The organism is Pseudomonas sp. SR18 (genome assembly GCF_023701505.1).
Classification (GTDB): domain Bacteria; phylum Pseudomonadota; class Gammaproteobacteria; order Pseudomonadales; family Pseudomonadaceae; genus Aquipseudomonas; species Aquipseudomonas cyclaminis.
The window spans coordinates 23,639-44,379 of record NZ_JAMQAU010000014.1; the positions used below are offsets into that span (position 1 = coordinate 23,639).

The 20,741-nt window shown below is 62.3% G+C and carries 19 protein-coding genes and 1 pseudogene; 9 read left to right on the forward strand and 11 right to left on the reverse strand.

All coding sequences use genetic code 11. The annotated features are described in order from the left end of the window. Window position 1: 1 nt before the first annotated feature. Window positions 2-820 carry a pyrroline-5-carboxylate reductase gene (proC, locus tag NDJ82_RS19765; protein ID WP_158879152.1) on the reverse strand — a complete coding sequence of 273 codons (819 nt, stop codon included), beginning with the start codon at window positions 818-820 and terminating at the stop codon, window positions 2-4. Window positions 821-853: 33 nt separating this feature from the next. Next, entirely contained in the window at window positions 854-1,540 is a 687-nt protein-coding gene (locus NDJ82_RS19770; RefSeq protein WP_112192669.1) for a YggS family pyridoxal phosphate-dependent enzyme, read from the reverse strand. A gap of 57 nt (window positions 1,541-1,597) precedes the next feature. On the opposite strand from NDJ82_RS19770, the gene NDJ82_RS19775 reads away from it, so the two are divergent. Continuing rightward, complete coding sequence (locus NDJ82_RS19775) at window positions 1,598-2,632, forward strand: type IV pilus twitching motility protein PilT (protein ID WP_250926134.1); 1,035 nt, start codon at window positions 1,598-1,600, stop codon at window positions 2,630-2,632. Window positions 2,633-2,711: 79 nt separating this feature from the next. Here the strand turns inward: NDJ82_RS19775 and NDJ82_RS19780 are convergent, their stop codons facing one another. Then, complete coding sequence (locus NDJ82_RS19780) at window positions 2,712-3,350, reverse strand: C40 family peptidase (protein ID WP_122306612.1); 639 nt, start codon at window positions 3,348-3,350, stop codon at window positions 2,712-2,714. A 250-nt stretch (window positions 3,351-3,600) separates the two neighbouring features. Here NDJ82_RS19780 and NDJ82_RS19785 point away from each other — a divergent pair, with 250 nt between their 5' ends. Further along, entirely contained in the window at window positions 3,601-4,029 is a 429-nt protein-coding gene (locus NDJ82_RS19785) for an NINE protein (RefSeq protein WP_250926135.1), read from the forward strand. A gap of 116 nt (window positions 4,030-4,145) precedes the next feature. Here the strand turns inward: NDJ82_RS19785 and NDJ82_RS19790 are convergent, their stop codons facing one another. From NDJ82_RS19790 to gshB, 7 genes are all read right to left on the reverse strand, one after another. Beyond that, a complete protein-coding gene (locus NDJ82_RS19790) occupies window positions 4,146-5,417 on the reverse strand; it encodes a dihydroorotase (protein WP_250926136.1) in 1,272 nt (423 codons plus the stop codon). Further along, window positions 5,414-6,418 (reverse strand): aspartate carbamoyltransferase catalytic subunit, encoded by a 1,005-nt coding sequence (locus NDJ82_RS19795; RefSeq protein ID WP_099585838.1) that lies wholly within the window; start codon window positions 6,416-6,418, stop codon window positions 5,414-5,416. The genes NDJ82_RS19790 and NDJ82_RS19795 overlap by 4 nt, the downstream gene beginning before the upstream one ends. A 24-nt stretch (window positions 6,419-6,442) precedes the next feature. Then, entirely contained in the window at window positions 6,443-6,949 is a 507-nt protein-coding gene (gene pyrR, locus NDJ82_RS19800) for a bifunctional pyr operon transcriptional regulator/uracil phosphoribosyltransferase PyrR (RefSeq protein WP_250926137.1), read from the reverse strand. 73 nt (window positions 6,950-7,022) lie between these two features. Next, the gene (gene ruvX, locus NDJ82_RS19805; protein ID WP_003176676.1) at window positions 7,023-7,460 is read right to left on the reverse strand and encodes a Holliday junction resolvase RuvX; all 438 of its coding nucleotides are present in this window, start codon (window positions 7,458-7,460) and stop codon (window positions 7,023-7,025) included. Continuing rightward, complete coding sequence (locus NDJ82_RS19810) at window positions 7,460-8,029, reverse strand: YqgE/AlgH family protein (RefSeq protein ID WP_099585836.1); 570 nt, start codon at window positions 8,027-8,029, stop codon at window positions 7,460-7,462. Before NDJ82_RS19810 ends, ruvX begins: the two co-directional genes overlap by 1 nt. 67 nt (window positions 8,030-8,096) lie before the next feature. Next, window positions 8,097-9,008: an energy transducer TonB gene (locus NDJ82_RS19815; RefSeq protein WP_250926138.1), complete on the reverse strand. Its 912-nt coding sequence runs from the start codon at window positions 9,006-9,008 to the stop codon at window positions 8,097-8,099. 77 nt (window positions 9,009-9,085) lie between these two features. Next, window positions 9,086-10,039, reverse strand: a complete 954-nt coding sequence (gene gshB, locus NDJ82_RS19820; protein WP_099585834.1) for a glutathione synthase — start codon at window positions 10,037-10,039, stop codon at window positions 9,086-9,088. 238 nt (window positions 10,040-10,277) lie between these two features. Here gshB and pilG point away from each other — a divergent pair, with 238 nt between their 5' ends. The 6 genes from pilG to NDJ82_RS19850 all read left to right on the forward strand — a co-directional run bounded on the left by pilG (window position 10,278) and on the right by NDJ82_RS19850 (window position 20,057). After that, window positions 10,278-10,685 (forward strand): twitching motility response regulator PilG, encoded by a 408-nt coding sequence (gene pilG / locus NDJ82_RS19825; protein ID WP_099585833.1) that lies wholly within the window; start codon window positions 10,278-10,280, stop codon window positions 10,683-10,685. A gap of 46 nt (window positions 10,686-10,731) precedes the next feature. Beyond that, the gene (pilH, locus tag NDJ82_RS19830; protein WP_003176670.1) at window positions 10,732-11,097 is read left to right on the forward strand and encodes a twitching motility response regulator PilH; all 366 of its coding nucleotides are present in this window, start codon (window positions 10,732-10,734) and stop codon (window positions 11,095-11,097) included. A 12-nt stretch (window positions 11,098-11,109) separates the two neighbouring features. Continuing rightward, entirely contained in the window at window positions 11,110-11,634 is a 525-nt protein-coding gene (locus NDJ82_RS19835) for a chemotaxis protein CheW (protein ID WP_099585832.1), read from the forward strand. Continuing rightward, window positions 11,631-13,682, forward strand: coding sequence for a methyl-accepting chemotaxis protein (locus NDJ82_RS19840; protein WP_250926139.1), 2,052 nt, complete (start codon window positions 11,631-11,633; stop codon window positions 13,680-13,682). Before NDJ82_RS19835 ends, NDJ82_RS19840 begins: the two co-directional genes overlap by 4 nt. Before the next feature lie 107 nt (window positions 13,683-13,789). Beyond that, entirely contained in the window at window positions 13,790-19,609 is a 5,820-nt protein-coding gene (locus NDJ82_RS19845) for an Hpt domain-containing protein (protein ID WP_250926140.1), read from the forward strand. Next, on the forward strand, window positions 19,602-20,057 hold the full coding sequence (locus NDJ82_RS19850) for a chemotaxis protein CheW (RefSeq protein WP_099585829.1): 456 nt from the start codon (window positions 19,602-19,604) through the stop codon (window positions 20,055-20,057). Before NDJ82_RS19845 ends, NDJ82_RS19850 begins: the two co-directional genes overlap by 8 nt. 61 nt (window positions 20,058-20,118) lie before the next feature. Here the strand turns inward: NDJ82_RS19850 and NDJ82_RS19855 are convergent, their stop codons facing one another. Further along, window positions 20,119-20,406 (reverse strand): HigA family addiction module antitoxin, encoded by a 288-nt coding sequence (locus tag NDJ82_RS19855; RefSeq protein ID WP_020301914.1) that lies wholly within the window; start codon window positions 20,404-20,406, stop codon window positions 20,119-20,121. Between the two features lie 41 nt (window positions 20,407-20,447). Here NDJ82_RS19855 and NDJ82_RS27740 point away from each other — a divergent pair. After that, window positions 20,448-20,579 (forward strand): annotated as a pseudogene (locus NDJ82_RS27740) (DUF6124 family protein); the annotation flags it as partial. Between the last annotated feature and the right edge of the window lie 162 nt (window positions 20,580-20,741).

The following is a 20,741-nucleotide window of genomic DNA, read 5'->3' on the forward strand; positions in this document are numbered from 1 at the left end:
CTTAGTTGCCCAGTTGTTCGGCCATTTCGGCCGATCGGTGCGCAGCGGCACCCAGTGCTTTTTCCACCAGGGCTTCAAAGCCCCCGGCCTGGAACGATTCAATGGCGGCCTGCGTGGTGCCGCCTGGGGAGGTCACGCGGCGGCGCAGTTCGGCGGCATCCACATCGCTGGAGACGGCCATCTTCGCAGCGCCCAAGGCGGTTTGCTCGGACAGTTGCTCAGCGACTTCCCGTGGCAGGCCCAGTTTCACGCCAGCGGCGGTCATGGCTTCGATCAGCAGGAAGAAGTACGCCGGGCCGCTGCCGGAGACAGCGGTGACCGCGTCCAGTTGTTGTTCCTGTTCCAGCCACAGGGCAATGCCCACGGCTGACAGCAGCTCCTGGGCCTGGTCACGTTGCTCGGCACTGACCTCGGCAGTGGCGTACAAACCGCTCACGCCTTGGCGCAGCAGGGCCGGAGTGTTGGGCATACAGCGCACGATAGGCTGGGCACCGAGCCAGTTGTTCATGCTGGCGCAGGTAATGCCGGCGGCGATGGACACCACCAACTGATGCGGTTGCAGGTTCGGGCGCAGGCTTTCGCATACGGCCTTCATGGCCTGTGGCTTGACCGCCAGCACGATCACGTCGACGCCCTGGATGGCTTCGGCGTTGTCGGCGAAGGTGTCGATACCGTGCTCGGCGCTGACGCGCGCACGGGTGTCTTCGCCCGGATCGCTTGCGCGGATCTGCGCGGCGTCCAGGCCCTTGGCCCGCAGGCCACCGATCAGGCTGGCCGCCATGTTGCCGGCGCCGATAAAGGCAATACGCGTGTTGCTCATGACAGGTCCTTATTCAGAGGGAGGTCAGCCATTTCACGGCTGGCCGTAATCACGGGCGCCAAACAGTGCGGTACCGATCCGCACCCAGGTCGCGCCTTGGGCGATGGCCGACTCAAGGTCATGGCTCATGCCCATGGAAAGAGTGTCCAACGGCAGGTTCAAACTGGCTTGCAGGTCGCGAACGGTGGCGAATGCTGCATCTTGCTCGGCGCGATCTTCGGTCGGCTCGGGGATTGCCATCAGGCCGCGCAGCGTCAGGCGCGGCAGGGCGCTGATCGCATCGACCAGGGCCGGCAGGTCGGCGGGCGTACAGCCGGACTTGCTGGCTTCGCCACTGACATTGACCTGGATGCAGATATTCAGCGGTGGCAGGTCGGCCGGGCGTTGTTCGGACAGGCGTTGTGCAATTTTGAGGCGGTCCACGGAATGCACCCAAGCGAAGTTCTCGGCGATAGCGCGCGTCTTGTTCGATTGAATGGGGCCGATGAAGTGCCAACTCAAGGGCAGGTCGGTTAATTCGGCCTGTTTGCCCAAGGCTTCCTGCAGGTAGTTCTCGCCAAAGTCGCACATACCGGCGGCGTAGGCTTCACGCACGGCTTGGGCGGGTTTGGTCTTGCTCACGGCCAGCAGGTGGATGCTGCTTGCGTCACGTTGCACGGCGTCGGCTGCGGCGCGGATGCGCTGGCTAACCTGGCCGATGTTGTCTGCTATCGTCGACATTCAAGATGCGCCCGTGGATATGGAGTCCGCGGCATTCTACTGGAAATGGAAAGCCCTATGGATATCACTGAATTACTGGTGGCCGGCGTGCGCCGTGGCGCCTGCGACCTGCACCTGTCGGCTGGGCTGGCGCCCATGTTGCGAATCGATGGCGAAGTCTGGCCGATGGATTGCCCGGTGCTTTCAGCTGTGCAAGTGGCGGATTTATTGAGCCCTTTGCTCAACCAATACCAACAAAAGGATTTCGAAACATCTCTTGAAACGGATTTTGCCTTCGAGCTGCCAGGCGTGGCGCGGTTCCGGGCGAATGTGTTCCAGCAGGATCGCGGCATGGGCGCGGTGTTTCGCACCATCCCGGCCGACGTCCAGAGCCTGGAAAGCCTGGGCCTGGGGGAAGTGTTCCAGCGGATCGCCCAATTGCCCCGTGGTCTTGTGCTGGTCACCGGGCCTACGGGCTCCGGCAAGTCCACCACTCTGGCCGCCATGATCGACTATCTCAACCAACACCGGCGCCAGCACATCCTCACGCTGGAAGACCCCATCGAATTTATCCACAGGCCGAAAACCGCGCTGATCAATCAGCGCCAGGTGCACCGTGACACCCACAGTTTTTCGGCGGCCCTGCGTTCGGCGCTGCGTGAAGACCCCGATGTGATTCTGGTGGGCGAATTGCGTGATCTGGAAACCATCCGCCTGGCGCTGACGGCGGCTGAGACCGGGCATCTGGTGTTTGGCACCCTGCACACCACCTCGGCGGCAAAGACCGTGGACAGGCTGGTGGACGTGTTCCCGGCCGGCGAAAAAGCCATGGTCCGCTCGATGCTGTCCGAGTCGTTGCAGGCGGTGGTATCCCAGGTACTGGTGAAAAAGCATGGCGGCGGGCGCGTGGCGGCCCATGAAATCATGCTGGGCACGCCGGCCATTCGTAACTTGATTCGTGAGGACAAGGTGGCGCAGATGGTCTCGGCGATTCAGACCGGTGGGGCGTTGGGGATGAAAACGCTGGATATGAGTTTGAAGGCGTTGGTCAGCGAAGGGCTGGTCAGCCGAGAGGATGCGCGGGAGAAGGCGAGGGTGCCTGGGGATATATAAGATCGGGAGACATAAGGAGATCCAAATGTGGGAGGGGGCAAGCCCCCTCCCACACTGATTACGGCATTTCAGCTGAAGATCAGCGCTGGACGACCCGCAGGTTGTTGTTCTGCTCTTTAGGCAGCACCCGCTTGGCAATCACGTAGTTCTTGTCCCAGAACGGCTTTTTCAGCGTGTCGATGCTCACCGACTTGCCACGGCGCGGTGCGTGGATAAAACGGTCGTTGCCCAGGTAGATGGCAACGTGGTTCACCTGGCGGCTCTTCAGTTTGAAGAACAGCAGGTCACCCGGTTTCAGGTCCTTGCGATCAACCTTCTGCCCGTGGCCGGCGGCCATGGCGTTGGAAGTGCGCGGCAGATCCACGGCGGCGACGTCGTTGAATGCATATTTCACCAGGCCGCTGCAGTCGAACCCTTTACTTGGGCTGCTGCCGCCCCAACGATAAGGTGTACCGAGCACGTTGACGGCACGGCTGAGGACGTTGCTGCTTTGCTTGGTGTTGGCTGCCACCAGGCCGGGAACTGCTTTACCGTGGGCCTTGCTCAGTTGGGTCGGGCGGCTGACGGTCGGCTTTGCCGATTTGGCAGTGCTTGGCGTGCTGTGGACTTTAGGGGTGAAACCGTTGACGTTTGGAAGTCGTTGCTCACGATTGGTGGCGTGGGCGGCCAATGGCATTAATAGGCAAATGGTTAGCCATGTCTTTAAAAATGGTCGCATCAGGCGTGGCTCTTATGGGTTTGCGCGCAACTTTATAACAGCTTTTTGTGTCGATCTCAGGCCGTTTGTCGACTGAACCTTGACGTCAAAATCAGGAAATACGCGACGAATTGCCGCAATTGTCCTACACAAGTCAGGTGGCATAAGGCTTTCAGGGGTGGGACGATACCATTTGCCGTACGTCGGGCGCCCGTAAAAAAGTCACAAAGAAAATGAAAAAATTTATCTATCGAAGCAAAAGAGGTACGCCATGAACACCTATCAACAGGTTGGGCCGCGACAAGACACCCACAGCAAAGTGATCGGTTACCTGCTGTGGATTTTCGGGTTTACCGGCGCGCACCGCTTCTATTACGGTAAACCGGTAACCGGCACGATCTGGTTTCTTACCCTGGGTTTGCTGGGTATCGGCTGGCTGATCGACCTGTTCCTGATCCCTGCGATGGACCGTGAAGCCGACCTGCGTTTTACCGCCGGCCCCATCGAATACAACGTGGCCTGGATTCTGTTGACGTTTCTTGGCGTGTTTGGCGTGCACCGCATGTACCAGGGCAAATGGATCACGGGGCTGATCTACCTGCTGACGGGGGGCTTGTTCCTGGTGGGCATGCTGTATGACTTCTGGACGTTGAATACCCAGGTTTCGATTCGCAATGCCGAGCGCAACGGCGGCCGCTGAATCTTTAGAGGCCTGCGCAGAACCCAGTGTGGGAGCGGGCTTGCCCGCGAATGCTGAATGTCAGTCGACATCTACATGACTGATACACCGCATTCGCGAGCGAGCCCCACCTTATTTTAGGCCTGGTAGCTGATCCGCCCATCCACCAAGGTATAACGCACCGTCGCCGGCAGGCTATGCCCGATGAACGGGCAGTTCTCACCCTTGGACAGCCAGTGTTCCCCGGCAATCGTGGAGCTGGCCGGGTCAAACAGCACCAGGTCCGCCGCCGCACCCACCGCCAACTTACCCGCCGGCAGGCGCAACGCCTCAGCCGGGCCGGCGCTCAGGCGTGCCAGCAGTGTCGGCAAATCCAGCAAGCCGTCTTCCACCAACGTCATCGCCAGCGGCAGCAACAGCTCAACGCTGCTGATACCCGGCTCGGTCGCACCAAATGGCGCCAGCTTGGCATCACGCTCGTGGGGCTGGTGGTGGCTGGAAATCGCCGAGACCACACCGGACTTCACTGCCGCGCGCAAACCTTCGCGATCGGCCAGGGTGCGCAGCGGCGGTTGCACGTGGTACAGGCTGGAGAAATCGATCAGTGCCTCATCCGTCAGGATCAGCTGATACAACGCCACATCCGCTGTCACCGGCAACCCACGGGCCTGCGCCTGGGCGATCAGGGCGACACCGCGTGCGCTGGTCAACTGGCTGAAATGCGCGCGCACGCCACTTTGCTCCACCAGCAGCAGGTCACGGGCCAGGGCCACGGTCTCGGCGGTTTCCGGGATGCCCGGCAGGCCGAGGAAACTGGCGACGGCGCCTTCATGGGCCAGGCCACCTTCCGCCAGGTCGCGGTCCTGGGAGTGGAAGATCACCGTCAGGTCAAAGGTGGCGGCGTATTCCAAGGCGCGGCACAGGGTGCGGGTGCTGCGGAAACTCTCCAGGCCGTTGCCGAAGGCTACACACCCGGCGTCGCGCAGGGCGATCAGTTCGGCGAGTTGTTCGCCGTCCAGGCCTTTGCTCAGGGCGCCGATGGGGAACACTTTGCAATTGCCGGCTTCACGGGCGCGGTCGAGGATCAGCTCGGTCACGGCCGAGGTGTCCAGAACGGGCTTGGTGTGCGGCGGGCAGCATAGGCTGGTCACGCCACCGGCCGCAGCGGCACGGGTTTCGTTGGCGATGCTGCCTTTACGGCTGTAGCCCGGCTCGCGCAGGGCGACGTTCAGGTCCACCAGCCCGGGCGCGGCCACCAGGCCTTTGGCGTCGATCGTCTCGCTGGGGCTGAAACCGCCGGGAGCGGCGCCAATGGCGATGATCTTGCCGGCCTCCAGATGAAGATCGGTGACTTGATCCAGGCCACTGGCCGGATCGATAACGCGAGCGCCAAGAATGCTGAGCTTCACTGGGCGTTCTCCTGCTCGAATTGACGTTGCGCGGTTTGTCCGCTCATGGCCATGGACAATACGGCCATGCGCACGGCGATGCCGTAGGTCACTTGGTTGAGAATCACCGACTGGCTGCCGTCGGCCACCGCCGACTCAATCTCCACCCCTCGGTTGATCGGGCCTGGGTGCATCACGATGGCGTCCGGCTTGGCGCCGGCCAGGCGTGCGGTGGTCAGGCCGAACAGGCGGTAGAACTCTCCCTCGCTCGGCAGCAGGCCGCCGGACATGCGCTCGCGTTGCAGGCGCAGCATGATCACCACGTCGACATCCTTGAGGCCTTCTGCCATGTCGGTGTAGACCTTCACGCCGTATTGCTCGATGCCGATGGGCAGCAGGGTTTTTGGCGCGATCACGCGGATATCCGGGCAGCCCAGGGTTTTCAGGGCCAGCATGTTCGAGCGTGCGACCCGCGAGTGCAGGATGTCGCCGACGATGGCCACCGAGAGGTTTTCAAAGCTGCCCTTGTGCCGACGGATGGTGAGCATGTCGAGCATGCCCTGGGTCGGGTGGGCGTGACGTCCGTCGCCGCCGTTGATGATCGCCACCTGGGGGCACACGTGCTCGGCGATAAAGTGCGCGGCGCCGGAGTCGCCGTGGCGCACCACGAACATGTCGGCGGCCATGGCTTCCAGGTTGCGCAGGGTGTCGAGCAGGGTTTCGCCCTTGCTCGCCGACGACGTGGACACGTTCAGCGTGATCACGTCGGCCGACAGCCGCTGGGCCGCCAGTTCAAAGGTGGTGCGGGTGCGCGTGGAGTTCTCGAAGAACACGTTGCAGATGGTTTTGCCGCGCAGCAACGGGACTTTCTTCACCGCCCGGCCACCGACTTCGAGAAACGAATCGGCCGTGTCGAGGATTTCGGTGAGCAGTTCGCGGGGCAAACCGTCGAGGGACAAAAAGTGTTGCAACTGGCCCTGAGCATTGAGCTGCAGCGGGCGCTTGGCATCTAGAGGCGTCATCGCGGGGACTCTGTACAAGGCGGTTTAAAGGGCAAGGTCTTGCAGTTCGAGTTCGAGCGGCGTGGGACCGAACAATTTTACCCGTTGCCGGGCTTGCAGCGACAGTGTGGCGCCGACCACATTCGGGCTGATCGGCAACTCGCCGGCATCCAGGTCCAGCAGGCAGACCAGCGTGATACTGGCCGGGCGGCCGTAGTCGAATAGCTCGTTCATGGCGGCGCGGATGGTGCGGCCGCTCATCAGCACGTCGTCGATCAGCACCAGGTGCTGGCCTTCGATCTCGAACGGCAGGGCCGACGGGCGCACTTGTGGATGCAGGCCGTTCTGGCTGAAGTCATCGCGGTAAAAGGATACGTCCAGGGTGCCCAGGGGCGAATCGCTGCCCAGTGCTTCCAGCAGCGCCTGGGCCACCCACACGCCACCGGTGCGAATGCCGATGAAGCGCGGCTCGCTGATGCCACGGTGTTCCAGGTTAGCCTTGAGGCGTATTGCCATCTGGCTGATCAGTTCGGCGGGGTTCGGCAGGCTCATGGTGGCTCCTTCAAGGCCTTGCTGTAGGCAAGTTCCGGGCTCAAACGTAAGAAGACGCGGCAGGCCGCGTCAGTCAGGATTCAAATAAAGCGGTGTTTTCATCCAGCCAGCCCTGCAACAGCAAGGCGGCGGCGATGGCGTCCACGGGGTTGTCGCGGTAGCTGCCTTTCTGCCCGCCACGGTCGCGGCGTTCACCCTTGGCTTCAAAGGTCGTCAGGCGTTCGTCGTGGGTATAGAAGGGAATGTTGTAGCGGCCGTTGAGGCGGCGGGCGAACTTTTCGGCGCGCAGGCACATGTCGCTGGGGGTGCCGTCCATGTTCAGGGGCAGGCCGACCACTACCGCGTCGGGCTTCCACTCTTTAATGAGGGCTTCGACCTGGTTCCAGTCCGGTATGCCGTTCTGGGCCTTCAGGGTGCACAGCTCACGGGCCTGGCCGGTGATCACCTGGCCGACCGCTACGCCGATCTGTTTGGTGCCGTAGTCAAAGCCGAGGATCAGACGCAAGGCCATCAGGCGTGCCCCGCCTGGCTGGTCAGCAGGCTGAGGTTGACGCGCAGCTTGGCGGCGGCCGCTTCCAGGCGTAGTTCGCTGGCAGTGTTGAACAGAATGTCGGCATCAAACGGGCAGGTCAGCCAGGCATTGCTGGCCAGTTCGGCTTCCAGTTGCCCGGCTTCCCAGCCGGCGTAGCCCAGGGTGATCACACTTTGCTCGGGGCCTACGCCGTCGGCGATGGCGAACAACACGTCCTGGGAGGTGGACAGCGACACGCCGTCCAGGTCCACCGTGGCCTGGAACGTCGGCCCGGTCGGGTGCAGCACAAAGCCGCGATCCGTCTGTACCGGCCCGCCGATGTAGATCGGAACACCCTGGCAACGGGCCGGCGGATCGATCTCGGGGCGCAATTGCTCAAGGATATCGGCCAGGTTCAGCGCTTGGGGCCGATTCACCACCAACCCCATGGCACCCTTGGCCGTGTGCTCGACGATGTAGGTCAAGGTGTGCGCAAAGTTCGGGTCGGCCATATGGGGCATGGCGATCAGGAATTGGTGCTTGAGGTAGGTCGGGCTGACATTTTTCATGTCCGCTAGTGTGGCGTTGGAGGGGCGAACTGACAAGCTGGGGATGTGTCGCACAGGGCAATTGTCATCAATTGCTCGACAGCCGATCGCCCTTGGCAAACTTCCACGTGCGGATGATTTCCAGGCGGTCCACGTCGTTCAGGTCGCCGGTAAACGGCGCGAAAGGCGCAGCCAGGCGCACGATACGCTGTGCGGCCTGGTCCAGCAGCGGCTGGCCGGAGGACTCCAGCACCTGCACTTCATATAAGGTGCCATCGCGGTTGATCGACACTAATAGACGCAAATTGCCGTAAATCTGCTGGCGCCGTGCTTCTTCCGGGTAGTTGAGGTTGCCGATGCGCTCGACCTTCTTGCGCCACTCGTCCTTATACCAGGCGCCTTTGTCGCGCATGGTCGAGGCGGCATTCAGGCGGTAGATGCGTGGGCGCTTGGCGTACAACTGCTGTTCGTTGGCCAGTTCGGCTTCCAGGCTGGAGATTTCGTCGGACAGGGTCGAGCTGTCGAAAGTAGGCGCCGGTTTCACGGGCTCCGGCTGCGGCTCGGTCTTGGTCTTGGTTTTTTCGCGCTGGACCGGGGCTTTTTGTGGTTTGGGTGCGACGGTGGTCACCGTCGGCTTGGGTGTAGCCTGCTTGACCTCAGGCTTGGGCGAGGGAGGCGGCGTGACCTTATTGACCTTGTTGTCCTGGAACGGTGCCAGTTCGGTGGTCTTGGGGATGGCTTTCTTGTCGAGGGTGCCGCTGCCCTGTTGATTGTCCTGAGCCAGAAAGTCCGCCTTCTCAGGCTTCTTTTCACTCTTGAAGGTGGCGAGGGTGATTTCCAGGGTCTTGGTGATCTGCTTGGGCTCGACCATGGTGAAACCCACGCCGAGCAGCAAGGCCAAGTGAATCAAGGCGGCCAGGAACAGGGTAAATCCGAGCCGATCAGCCGGGCGCACGCCGCTATGGGAGAGTTCGGGGGGCAGATCGGACGGGAGTGTCATGACAAAAAAACCAACATCGCGCGTTTCACAGGTGGCGCATGATAACGCAATGTTGGTGCGTGTCCGGCTGTTCTATGTCACTTGGCTTGTAGCTTGCGCTCAATGGCGGCCATCAGCATTTCGCCGATGTTGGTGCCAAAGGCGTTGTCGATCTCGCGGATACAGGTCGGGCTGGTGACGTTGATTTCGGTGAGATTTTCACCAATCACGTCAAGGCCTACAAACAGTAAACCCTTTTCCCGCAGGGTCGGGCCGACTTGGGCTGCAATCCAACGGTCCTTGTCCGTCAGAGGACGCGCTTCACCGCGACCACCGGCGGCCAGGTTGCCACGGGTCTCACCGGCTGCCGGGATACGCGCCAGGCAGTAGTCCACCGGTTCGCCGTCGATCATCAGGATGCGCTTGTCGCCGTCCTTGATCGCCGGAATGTAAGCCTGGCCCATGATCTGCTGAGTACCCAGCACGGTCAGGGTTTCCAGGATTACCGACAGGTTCGGGTCGCCGGCGCGGTGACGGAAGATCGACGTGCCGCCCATGCCGTCCAGCGGCTTGAGGATCACATCGCCATGTTTGGCGGCGAACTCACGCAGCACATCGGCGCGGCGGCTGACCACGGTCGGCGGTGTGCATTGCGGGAACAGCGTGGCGAACAGCTTTTCATTGCAGTCGCGCAGGCTCTGCGGCTTGTTGACGATCAGTACACCGGCGCGCTCGGCCTGCTCCAGCAGGTAAGTGGAGTAGACGAATTCCATGTCGAACGGCGGATCCTTGCGCATCAGGATCACGTCCAGATCGCTCAGCGGGCTGTCGATCTCGTCCGAAAGCTCGAACCATTTTTCCGGGTTGGCGAACACCTGCAGCGGGCGCATGCGTGCGCGTGCCTCGCCGTCGCCCTGGTACAGATCGCGCTGCTCCATATAAAACAGGGTCCAGCCGCGGGCCTGGGCGGCCAGGAGCATGGCCAGCGAGCTGTCCTTTTTATAGGAAATGCTGGCGATAGGGTCCATGACAATGCCGACGCGAACGCTCATGGGGGATTTCCTCTAGCAAATTGGGCGCATAAAAGTGGCGTCAGAGTGGCGCTGCGGCTGTTGTGGGTCAAGGAAAAACCACCTGGCGGGTGCCTCGATAGATTGCTCCCCGAGACTGTGCTAAAAAGACTGCCACGGCGCAGCAGCCCTTGAAATCCAAGGCCTGCGACGCTCATCCTGTGCAACATCAGGCAGTACACACCGAAAACCGATTCGCTGTGGCGATGGTAGAGCAGATATGGAACAGCATTCCAACGCCTTGAGAGTGATGGTGATCGACGATTCGAAAACGATCCGCCGCACCGCCGAGACGCTGTTGAAGCACTCGGGCTGCGAGGTCATTACGGCCCTCGACGGTTTCGATGCCCTGGCCCGGATTGTTGATCATCACCCGCACATTATCTTTGTCGACATCATGATGCCGCGCCTGGATGGCTATCAGACCTGCGCCTTGGTGAAGAACAACCCGGCGTTCAAGTCGATCCCGGTGATCATGCTGTCCTCCAAGGACGGCCTGTTCGACAAGGCCAAGGGGCGCATCGTGGGTGTCGATCAGTTTTTGACCAAGCCTTTCAGCAAGGAAGAACTGCTGGGTGCGATCAAGGCATATGTGCCGGGGTTCGCCGCAGTAGAACAAGCACACTGACGCCGCCCCACAAGGGCCGGCGCCGACCAATGTAGTGGGGAAAACCATGGCACGTGTTCTGATCGTCGACGATTCGCCGACTGAAATGTACAAACTCACCGGCATGCTGGAAAAGCACGGCCATCAGGTCCTCAAGGCCGAAAACGGCGCCGACGGCGTAGCCCTGGCTCGCCAGGAAAAGCCCGATGCAGTACTGATGGACATCGTGATGCCGGGCCTCAATGGCTTCCAGGCCACGCGCCAGTTGTCCAAGGAGCCGGAAACCAACGCTATCCCTATCATCATCATTACCACCAAAGACCAGGAAACCGACAAGATCTGGGGCGCACGCCAGGGCGCCAAGGATTACCTGACCAAGCCGGTCGACGAAGAAACCCTGATCGCCACCCTGAACAAGGTGCTGGCCGGCTGACGGCACGCCATCATGACCGAGTCGCAAACCGCCTTCGAGTTGCTGCTGGACATCGACCGCCGCTGCCGCCTGCTGGCCGCCGACCTGCCGTCCCAGGAAGCCCGCCTGCAACGCTGGAGCGGGATCGGCTTTCGCCTGGGGCAACATTGGTATGTGGCGCCCATGGGCGAAGTCGCCGAAGTCCTGCATGAACCGCGATGCACTTTAATGCCCGGGGTCAAGGCCTGGGTCAAAGGTGTTGCTAACCTGCGCGGGCGCCTGCTGCCGGTGATGGACCTGGGTGGTTTCCTCGGCCTTGCGCTGTCCAAGGCGCGCAAGCAGCGGCGGGTGCTGGTGGTGGAATACAACGATCTGTTTGTCGGGTTGCTGGTAGACGAGGTGGTGGGCATGCAGCATTTTGCACAAGACGCCTTGCTGGCGAGTGCCAGCCCCGGCGCGCCGTTTATCCAGGGCCAGTTCGACGGCGACCCGCCGTGGCAGGTCTTCAGCCCCTTCGCCCTGGCCCAGGCCCCAGGCTTCATGGACGTCGCCGCATGACCACCGCTACCGCGCCCAAACCCCAGGCCGGCTCGCGCAGCCGCTCACAGATCATCGTGCTGTTTATCGCACTGATCATGTTCATCATGCTGCTCTTCGCCAACTTCGCGTACCTCAACACCCAGTCCACCTACGACAAACAGTACATCGGCCACGCCGGAGAACTGCGGGTGCTGTCCCAGCGCATTGCCAAGAACGCTACCGAAGCCGCCGCCGGCAAGGCTGCTGCCTTCAAGCTGTTGGGTGACGCGCGTAACGATTTTGCCCAGCGCTGGGGCTACCTGAAAAAAGGCGACCCGCAAACCGGCCTGCCTGCGGCGCCCAGTGCGGTGCGGGCCGAGATGCGCGCAGTGCAGACCGACTGGGAAGCGCTGCTGAAAAACACCGACGCCATCCTCGCCAGCGAGCAGACCGTGTTGTCCCTGCACCAGGTGGCCGCGACCCTGGCCGAAACCGTGCCGCAATTGCAGATGGAATCGGAAAAGGTCGTCGACATCCTGCTACAACGTGGCGCCCCGGCCAGCCAGGTGGCCCTGGCCCAGCGCCAGTCGCTGCTGGCCGAACGTATTCTGGGGGCGGTCAACACCGTGCTGGCCGGCGACGAAACAGCCGCGCAGGCCGCCGACACCTTTGGCCGCGATGCCGCCCGTTTTGGCCAGGTGCTCAATGGCATGCTCAACGGCAACCCCGGCCTGCGCATCACCCAGGTCGAAGACCACGATGCCCGCGCGCGGCTGGCAGATATCGCCGAACTGTTCGAATTTGTCTCCGGCTCCGTGGATGAAATCCTCGAAACCTCACCGCAACTGTTTCAGGTGCGCGCCTCGGCGAGCAATATTTTCAATCTGTCGCAAACCCTGCTCGATGAAGCCTCGCACCTGGCCACCGGGTTTGAAAACCTCGCCAGCGGGCGCAGCTTCGACACCATTGGCGGCTACGTGCTGGGCCTGCTGGCGTTGGCCTCGATCATCCTGATTGGCCTGGTAATGGTGCGTGAGACCAACCGCCAACTGTACGAGACCGCCGAGAAGAACGAGCGCAACCAGAACGCGATCATGCGCCTGCTCGATGAAATCGAAGACCTGGCCGATGGCGACCTCACCGTGACGGCCTCGGTGACCGAAGACTTCACCGGCACCATCGCCGACTCCATCAACTATTCCGTGGACCAACTGCGCGATCTGGTCGCGACGATCAACCTCACCGCCGGCCAAGTTGCCGGTGCGGTGCAAGAAACCCAGGCCACCGCCATGCACTTGGCCCAGGCCTCGGAGCATCAGGCCCAGCAGATCGCCGAAGCGTCCACCGCGATCAACCAGATGGCCCAGTCCATCGACCAGGTATCGGCCAATGCCGCCGAATCCTCGGCCGTGGCGGAACGCTCGGTGGAGATTGCGAACAAGGGCAACGAGGTGGTTCACAACACCATCCACGGCATGGACAACATCCGCGAACAGATCCAGGACACCGCCAAGCGCATCAAGCGCCTGGGCGAATCGTCCCAGGAGATTGGCGACATCGTCAGCCTGATCGACGACATCGCCGACCAGACCAATATCCTCGCCCTCAACGCCGCCATCCAGGCGAGCATGGCCGGGGATGCCGGGCGCGGCTTTGCGGTGGTGGCGGATGAAGTGCAGCGACTGGCCGAGCGCTCATCGGCCGCCACGCGGCAGATCGAAACCCTGGTGAGGGCGATCCAGACCGACACCAACGAGGCGGTCATCTCCATGGAGCAGACCACCACCGAAGTGGTCCGCGGCGCACGGCTGGCCCAGGATGCCGGCGTGGCGCTGGAAGAGATTGAAGGCGTGTCGAAGACCTTGGCGGCGTTGATCCAGAGCATCTCCAATGCAGCGCAGCAGCAGACGTCATCGGCGGGGCAGATCTCCCTGACCATGAACGTGATCCAGCAGATCACTACGCAGACGTCGTCGGGGTCGACCGCGACTGCCGAAAGCATCGGTAACCTGGCGAAGATGGCGAGCCAGTTGCGCAGGTCGGTGTCGGGCTTCACCCTCCCGCCCCCGAAACAGGCAGATGACTGAAATGCATTCCAAATGTGGGAGGGGGCAAGTCCCCTCCCACATTGGATCTCAATCATTGTTGAGATCTGGGCAATACCAGCAACCCACGAATTCTAAGCGGAGCAGTTATGGTTGACCGGCACGACTACGTGGCCCTCGAATGGGTCAAGGGCGACATTGCCGAAACCCTGAAACAGGCCCGTTCGGCGCTGGATGCGTTTGTCGAAACCCATGACGATGACGTAATCTGCCAATGCCTGGCCGGTATCCATCAAGTGCATGGCGCGCTGCAAATGGTCGAGTTCTACGGCGCGGCGCTGCTCGCCGAAGAGATCGAAGAACTGGCCCTGGCGCTCCAGGCCGGGCAGGTCAGCCAGCGCGAGGAAAGTATCCGTCTGCTGCAACAGGCCCTTGGTCAACTGCCCCTGTACCTCGACCGCGTGCACAGCGCCCGCCGCGATCTGCCGTTGGTGGTGCTGCCGCTGCTCAACGACCTGCGCAGTGCGCGAGGTGAAAGCCTGCTCTCGGAAACCAGCCTGTTCAGCCCACAACTGCTGTCGATTGCGCCACTGCCCGATGAAGCCCTGGCCCAACGCGCAGTGCCGGACCTGCATGAACAACTGCGCCAATGGCATCAATTGCTGCAACAGGCCCTCGCCGGGTTGCTGCGTGAAGACCACGGCCCCAGCAATCTGGAAGACATGGCGCGTGTGTTCGCACGCCTTGAAGCCCTGTGCCAGGGCGCGCCATTGTTGCCGTTGTGGCAAGTGGCGTCGGCGCTGGTCGAAGGCATGCTCACCGGCGTTGTTGCCAACAGCCCGGCCTTGCGCAGCCTGCTCAAGGCCAGTGACAAGCAGCTCAAGCGTTTGCTGGCCCAAGGCATTGGCGGAATCAACCAGTCTGCGCCGGATGAGTTGCTCAAGAGCCTGTTGTTCTACGTCGCCAAAGTCACCCGGCCGACGCCGCGCATGCAAAGCCTCAAGGAACGCTACGGCCTGGATGAAGCCTTGCCCGACAGCGCCGTGGTCGACGCCGAACGTGCCCGCCTGGCCGGGCCGGACCGCAATGCCATGGGCTCGGTGCTCGGTGCGTTGTGTGAAGAGCTGGTGCGAGTCAAGGAGCGCCTCGACCTGTTCGTACGCAGCGACCGCCAACACACCCACGACCTTGATGCGCTGCTGGCGCCGCTGCGGCAGATCGCCGATACCCTGGCGGTGCTGGGGTTCGGCCAGCCGCGCAAAGTCATCATCGATCAGCTTGCGGTGGTACTGAGCCTGGCCCAAGGCCAACGCGAACCCAATGACGCCGTACTGATGGACGTCGCGGGCGCGCTGCTCTACGTCGAAGCCACCCTGGCCGGAATGGCCGGTACCGTCGAACCGGAAAGCCGCGAAGAAAGCCGCCTGCCCACCACCGACCTGACTCAGATTCACCAACTGGTGATCCGCGAGTCTTGCCAGTGCCTGAAGCAAGCCAAAGAGCTGGTGATTGACTGTATCGAAGCCGACTGGGACCGTCAGCGCCTGGAGTCCCTGCCGGAACTGCTGAGCCAGGTGCGCGGCGCATTGGCGATGATTCCGCTGCCGCGTGCAGCGAGCCTGATGCGCGGCTGCACCGATTACGTCGATGAGCAGTTGGTCGTCAACCATGACGCGCCGTCCGAGACGCAGTTGGCCCATTTTGCCGAGGTAATCAGCAGCCTGGAGTACTACCTCGAACGCATGCTCCAGGACCCCGACGCCGCCGGTGAACGGGTATTGGAACTGGCCACCCAGAGCCTCGCGGCGCTGGGTTACCTGCCTGCTGAAAAACCCTGGCGCCAGGCCTTGCTGGCCCCCGATGGCGTGCTGTCGACGGATGAGGCCCCGAGCCAATCCCAGTTCGACGCGTTGGCCAACCCCACGTCGCGCCTCAACCCGCCGGCTCTGCAACGCCCCGGTAGCCTGTTGCCACCCCCGGCTGATGAAGCGCCCATCGACGATGAACTGCGCGAAGTCTTCCTCGAAGAGACCGACGAAGTCCTCGACGTGCTGCACCGTCACTTACCCAACAGCGCGGACAAAACCGCCCAAGGCGAAATGCGCCGCGCCTTCCATACCTTGAAAGGCAGTGGTCGCATGGTGCGCGCCCTGGTGCTGGCCGAACTGGCATGGGCCGTGGAAAACCTGCTGAACCGTGTGCTCGAACGCAGCGTGGCCCTCGGCCCCGGAATCCAGCAGGTGCTGGATGATGCCGTGGCTTTGCTGCCGGAATTGATCGCCGACTTTGCGACGGACGACCAACACCAACGCGACGAAGTCGACGCACTGGCCGCTCGCGCCCACGCCTTGGCCGGTGGCGGCGCTGTATCCGCTGCCGAGCCCCATGACCCGATGCTGCTGGAGATCTTCCGCAATGAAGCCCAGAGCCACCTGGACAGCCTCAACCACTTCCTGCAACAGGCCGCCGAGCATGTGCCACTGCAAGTCAGCGATGAGCTGCAACGCGCCCTGCACACCCTCAAGGGCAGTGCCTACATGGCCGGCGTATTACCGATCGCCGAACTGGTGCGACCGCTGGATCACCTGACCCGCGAATACAAGGCCCATCGCCTGCCGCTGGATCTGGACGAAGTAGAGTTGCTGCTGGAAGCCGAAGCCCTGTTCCAGCGTGGCTTACGCCAACTGGACCGCGACCCTCTGGTGCCGATCAAGGGCGCGGCCGACCTGATTGGCCGCACCCAAACCCTGCTCGACCATCAGTTGGCCGCGCTGCTCGACGCGCCCAACACCGGCTTGCGCATCAAACGCGACCCGCAACTGATCACCAACTTCCTGGCCCAGGGCATGGACATCCTGCTCGACGCCGAAAGCCTGCTGCGGCGCTGGCAACAGCACCCCGGCGAGCGCCAGGAACTCACCGCTCTGCTGGATGAACTGACCACCCTGGGGGAGGGCGCACACACCGCCGACCTGCATCCCATCGACGAGTTGTGCGAAGCCTTGCTCGACCTCTATGGGGCGGTGGAAGAGAGCAGCCTGGCGGTCAGCGAGCGGTTTTTCCATGAGGCCGAACAGGCCCATGAAGCACTGATCAACATGCTTGACCAGTTGGCCGCCGGCCAGGAAATCAGCCCGGTGCCGGCCCGGGTGCAGGCCCTGCGCGACCTGCTGGACGATGCCCTCGACCCGTCCGCGACTGGCCTGATCAAAACCGACGGCAACCGTGCGCTGAGTATCGCTGAACTGGGCGCCGCCACCGCGCAGTTGGAGCATGAAACGGCGATGGACGATGAGATCGTCGAGATCTTCCTCGAAGAAGCCGTGGACATTCTCGACAGCGCCGGGCAGTCCCTCAAACGCTGGTTGCTGGAACCTGAAAACGCAGCACCGTTGTCCTCGTTGCAGCGCGACCTGCACACCCTCAAGGGCGGCGCGCGCATGGCCGAAATCGGCCCGGTGGGCGATCTGGCCTACGAATTGGAATGCCTTTACGAAGGCCTGGTGGACCGGCGCTACAGCTACAGCACCGAGCTGTCCCAGGTGCTCATGGCCAGCCATGAACGCCTGGCTTTACAGCTGGACGAACTGCACCGCCACCAGCCCTTGAGCGACAGCGCCGAGCTGGTTGCCAAGCTGCGCGAACTGCGCCAGAGCAGTACGCCCGCCGCACAGGCTCCTGCGCCTGAAACGGCGGGCGCCGACCCGGAATTGCTGGATATCTTCCTCGAAGAAGCCGCCGATATTCTCGACAGCTCCGGCAGCGCGCTGCTGCGCTGGCAAGCCGAGCCGAACAATCGCCAGGAAGTCGAGACCCTGCTGCGCGACTTGCACACCCTCAAGGGCGGCGCGCGCATGGTCGAGATCGGACCGATTGGTGACCTGGCCCATGAGCTTGAGTTTCTCTACGAAGGGCTATCGGCCGGCTTGCTCGCACCGTCCGCCGAACTGTTCGCGCTGCTGCAAGGCTGCCATGACCGCCTGGCGCAGATGATCGACGCCGTGGCAGACGGCTTGCCCGTGGGCGCGGTGGACAAGCTTATCGGACGCATCAGAAGCCTGGTGCACCCAAGCGTAGAAGCAGTGGCACCGGTCGCATTGCCCGCAGGCAAGACCGAGGCGGTCGTTGATCCCGCCGCCGACATGGTGAAGATCTCCGCTGATCTGCTGGATGACCTGGTCAATCTGGCCGGCGAGACCTCGATCTTCCGTGGTCGGATTGAACAGCAAGTCAATGACGCACGCATCGCCCTGACCGAGGTGGAAACCACCATCGAGCGCATGCGCGATCAACTGCGCCGCCTCGACACCGAAACCCAGGGCCGCATCCTCAGCCGCCAACAGGCCGAGGCGGAGCGCCTGGGCTATGAAGACTTCGACCCGTTGGAAATGGACCGCCATTCGCAGTTGCAGCAATTGTCACGTGCGTTGTCCGAATCCGCCTCCGATTTGCTCGATCTGAAGGACACCCTCGACCGTCGCAACGAGGACGCGCACGCCCTGTTGCAGCAACAGGCACGCATCAATACCGAATTGCAGGAAGGCCTGATGCGCACGCGCATGGTGCCGTTCGAACGCATGCTGCCACGCCTCAAACGCATCGTGCGCCAGGTGGCGGGCGAGTTGGGCAAGGACGTGGAATTCATCGTCGGCAACGCCGAAGGTGAGATGGACCGCAACGTGCTGGAACGCATGGCGGCGCCTTTGGAACACATGCTGCGCAACGCCGTCGATCATGGCCTGGAATCCAGTGAGGCGCGCCTGCTGGCCGGCAAGCCGAAAAAGGGCCGCATCACCCTGGACCTGACCCACGAAGGCGGCGACATCGTGTTCGACATGCGCGACGACGGCGCTGGCGTGCCCCTGGACGCGGTGCGGCGCAAGGCGATCAAGCGTGGTTTGCTCGGCCCTCATCAAGAGATCAGCGACCGCGACGTGTTGCAGTTTATCTTGCAGCCGGGGTTCTCCACTGCCGAGAAAATCACCCAGATTTCCGGACGTGGCGTGGGCATGGACGTGGTGCATGAAGAAGTACGCCAGCTTGGCGGCTCGATGTTCATTGAGTCGACGCCGGGCGAGGGCGTGCATTTTCGCATTCGTTTGCCGTTCACCGTGTCGGTCAACCGTGCGCTGATGGTGCAGTGCGCGGACGATCAATACGCGATCCCGCTCAATACCATCGAAGCGTTGGTGCGGGTGCTGCCCCATGAGCTGGCTGGGCACTATCAGCAAGATCCGCCACGCTATGAATATGCCGGGCAGAGCTACGAGTTGTTCTACCTGGGCGACCTGCTGCACACCGTCGGCCGGCCTAAATTATTGGGCCAATACCAACCGGTACCGGTGTTGCTGGTGCAGTGCAATGAGCGCCGCGTGGCGGTGCATGTGGACGCCATGGCCGGTACCCGGGAGATCGTGGTCAAGGGCCTGGGGCCGCAGTTTGCCGGGGTGCAGGGGTTGTCCGGCGCGACCATCCTGGGCGACGGCCGCGTGGTGCTGATCATCGACTTGCTTGCGCATATCCGCGAACGGCAACCGGCGTTGCCGGCCCAGTCGGTGGATGCGCCGCTGATCCTCAACGACCCACTGAAAAAGCGCCCGCTACTGGTGCTGGTGGTGGACGACTCGGTCACCGTGCGTAAAGTCACCAGCCGCCTGCTGGAACGCAACGGCATGAACGTGCTCACCGCCAAAGATGGCATCGACGCCCTCGCGTTGCTCGAAGAACACACCCCGGACCTGATGCTGCTCGACATCGAAATGCCGCGCATGGACGGTTTTGAAGTGGCCACGCAAGTGCGCAACGACCCACGCCTGATGCGCCTGCCGATCATCATGATCACCTCCCGCACCGGCCAGAAACACCGCGACCGCGCCATGGCCATTGGCGTCAACGACTACCTCGGCAAGCCGTATCAAGAGTCGGTGCTGCTGGACAGCATCGCCTACTGGAGCAAGTCCCATGCTTGACCACCGCACCAGCCAACTCACCGGCCTGCTGCTACCCCTGGCTGACCGTCACCTGGTGCTGCCCAACGTCGCCGTGGCCGAGTTGATCGACTTCCAACGCGGCGAACCGGCCAGCGATGCGCCGCCGTGGTATCTGCGGCAAGTGACGTGGCGGGATCGGCAGATTCCGTTGATCAGTTTCGAAGCCGCGTGCGGCGAGGCCAGCGTGACTGGCGAACGCTCACGGATCGTGGTGTTGAACGCGCTGGGCGGGCGACCGACGTTGAAGTTCATTGCGTTGGTGATCCAGGGGATTCCCCGGTCGTACAAGCTCGACAGCGAGTTGAGCTACGTGGACGTGCCGCTGTGCCCGTTGGAACTGGCGGCGGTGCAGGTGGGGGAACAGGTGGCGAAGGTGCCGGACCTCATGGGGTTGGAAGCCTTGCTGGTCGAATCCGGATTGGCCTGAACACTCTTCTCAAATTCAGTGAGACCTACTGTGGGAGCTGGCTTGCGCTCGGCTCCAGCCCTCAATCAATCCGCGCAAACCGCTCAATCACCGGCTGCTCCCGGTGCTCGGCCTGCCACAAATCGTAGGCACTTTGCATCGACAACCATAGCTGCGCGGTACTCACACCGGCCCGTTCCAACCGAACGGCAAGGTCCGGGCTGACCGGGGCGTGGCCATGCAAGATCCTTGAAAAAGTCTCGCGGGCGAAGCCAAGACGTCGCGCCATTTCGGTAATGGTGATGCCCAGGGCAGGGATTACATCTTCAAGCAAGATTTCACCGGGGTGAGGTGGGTTGTGCATGCCCATATCGATACCTCTACTCAGTGGTAGTCAAGATAATCGACCAGTTCGACCTGGACACTTCCCAGCGCGCCATTATGCTCGGGATTCAGCAAATGGCCGAGTTGGGGCAATTATTGGTGGATAGAGCGCTGGAGCAGGTCAGCCCTTCTGCGCAAGCGGTCCCAAACAGGGACTGATCAGTCCCTGTTTGGGACCGCTATCTCACAGACACCACTGAGCAAATGTGGGAGGGGGCTTGCCCCCGATGGCTGAGTGTCAGTTGATACATCACTTAGCTGACACACAGACACCACATCTTGACCTTCAGCTGGCTCGGGTCAGCGTTTGCTGACGGTCCA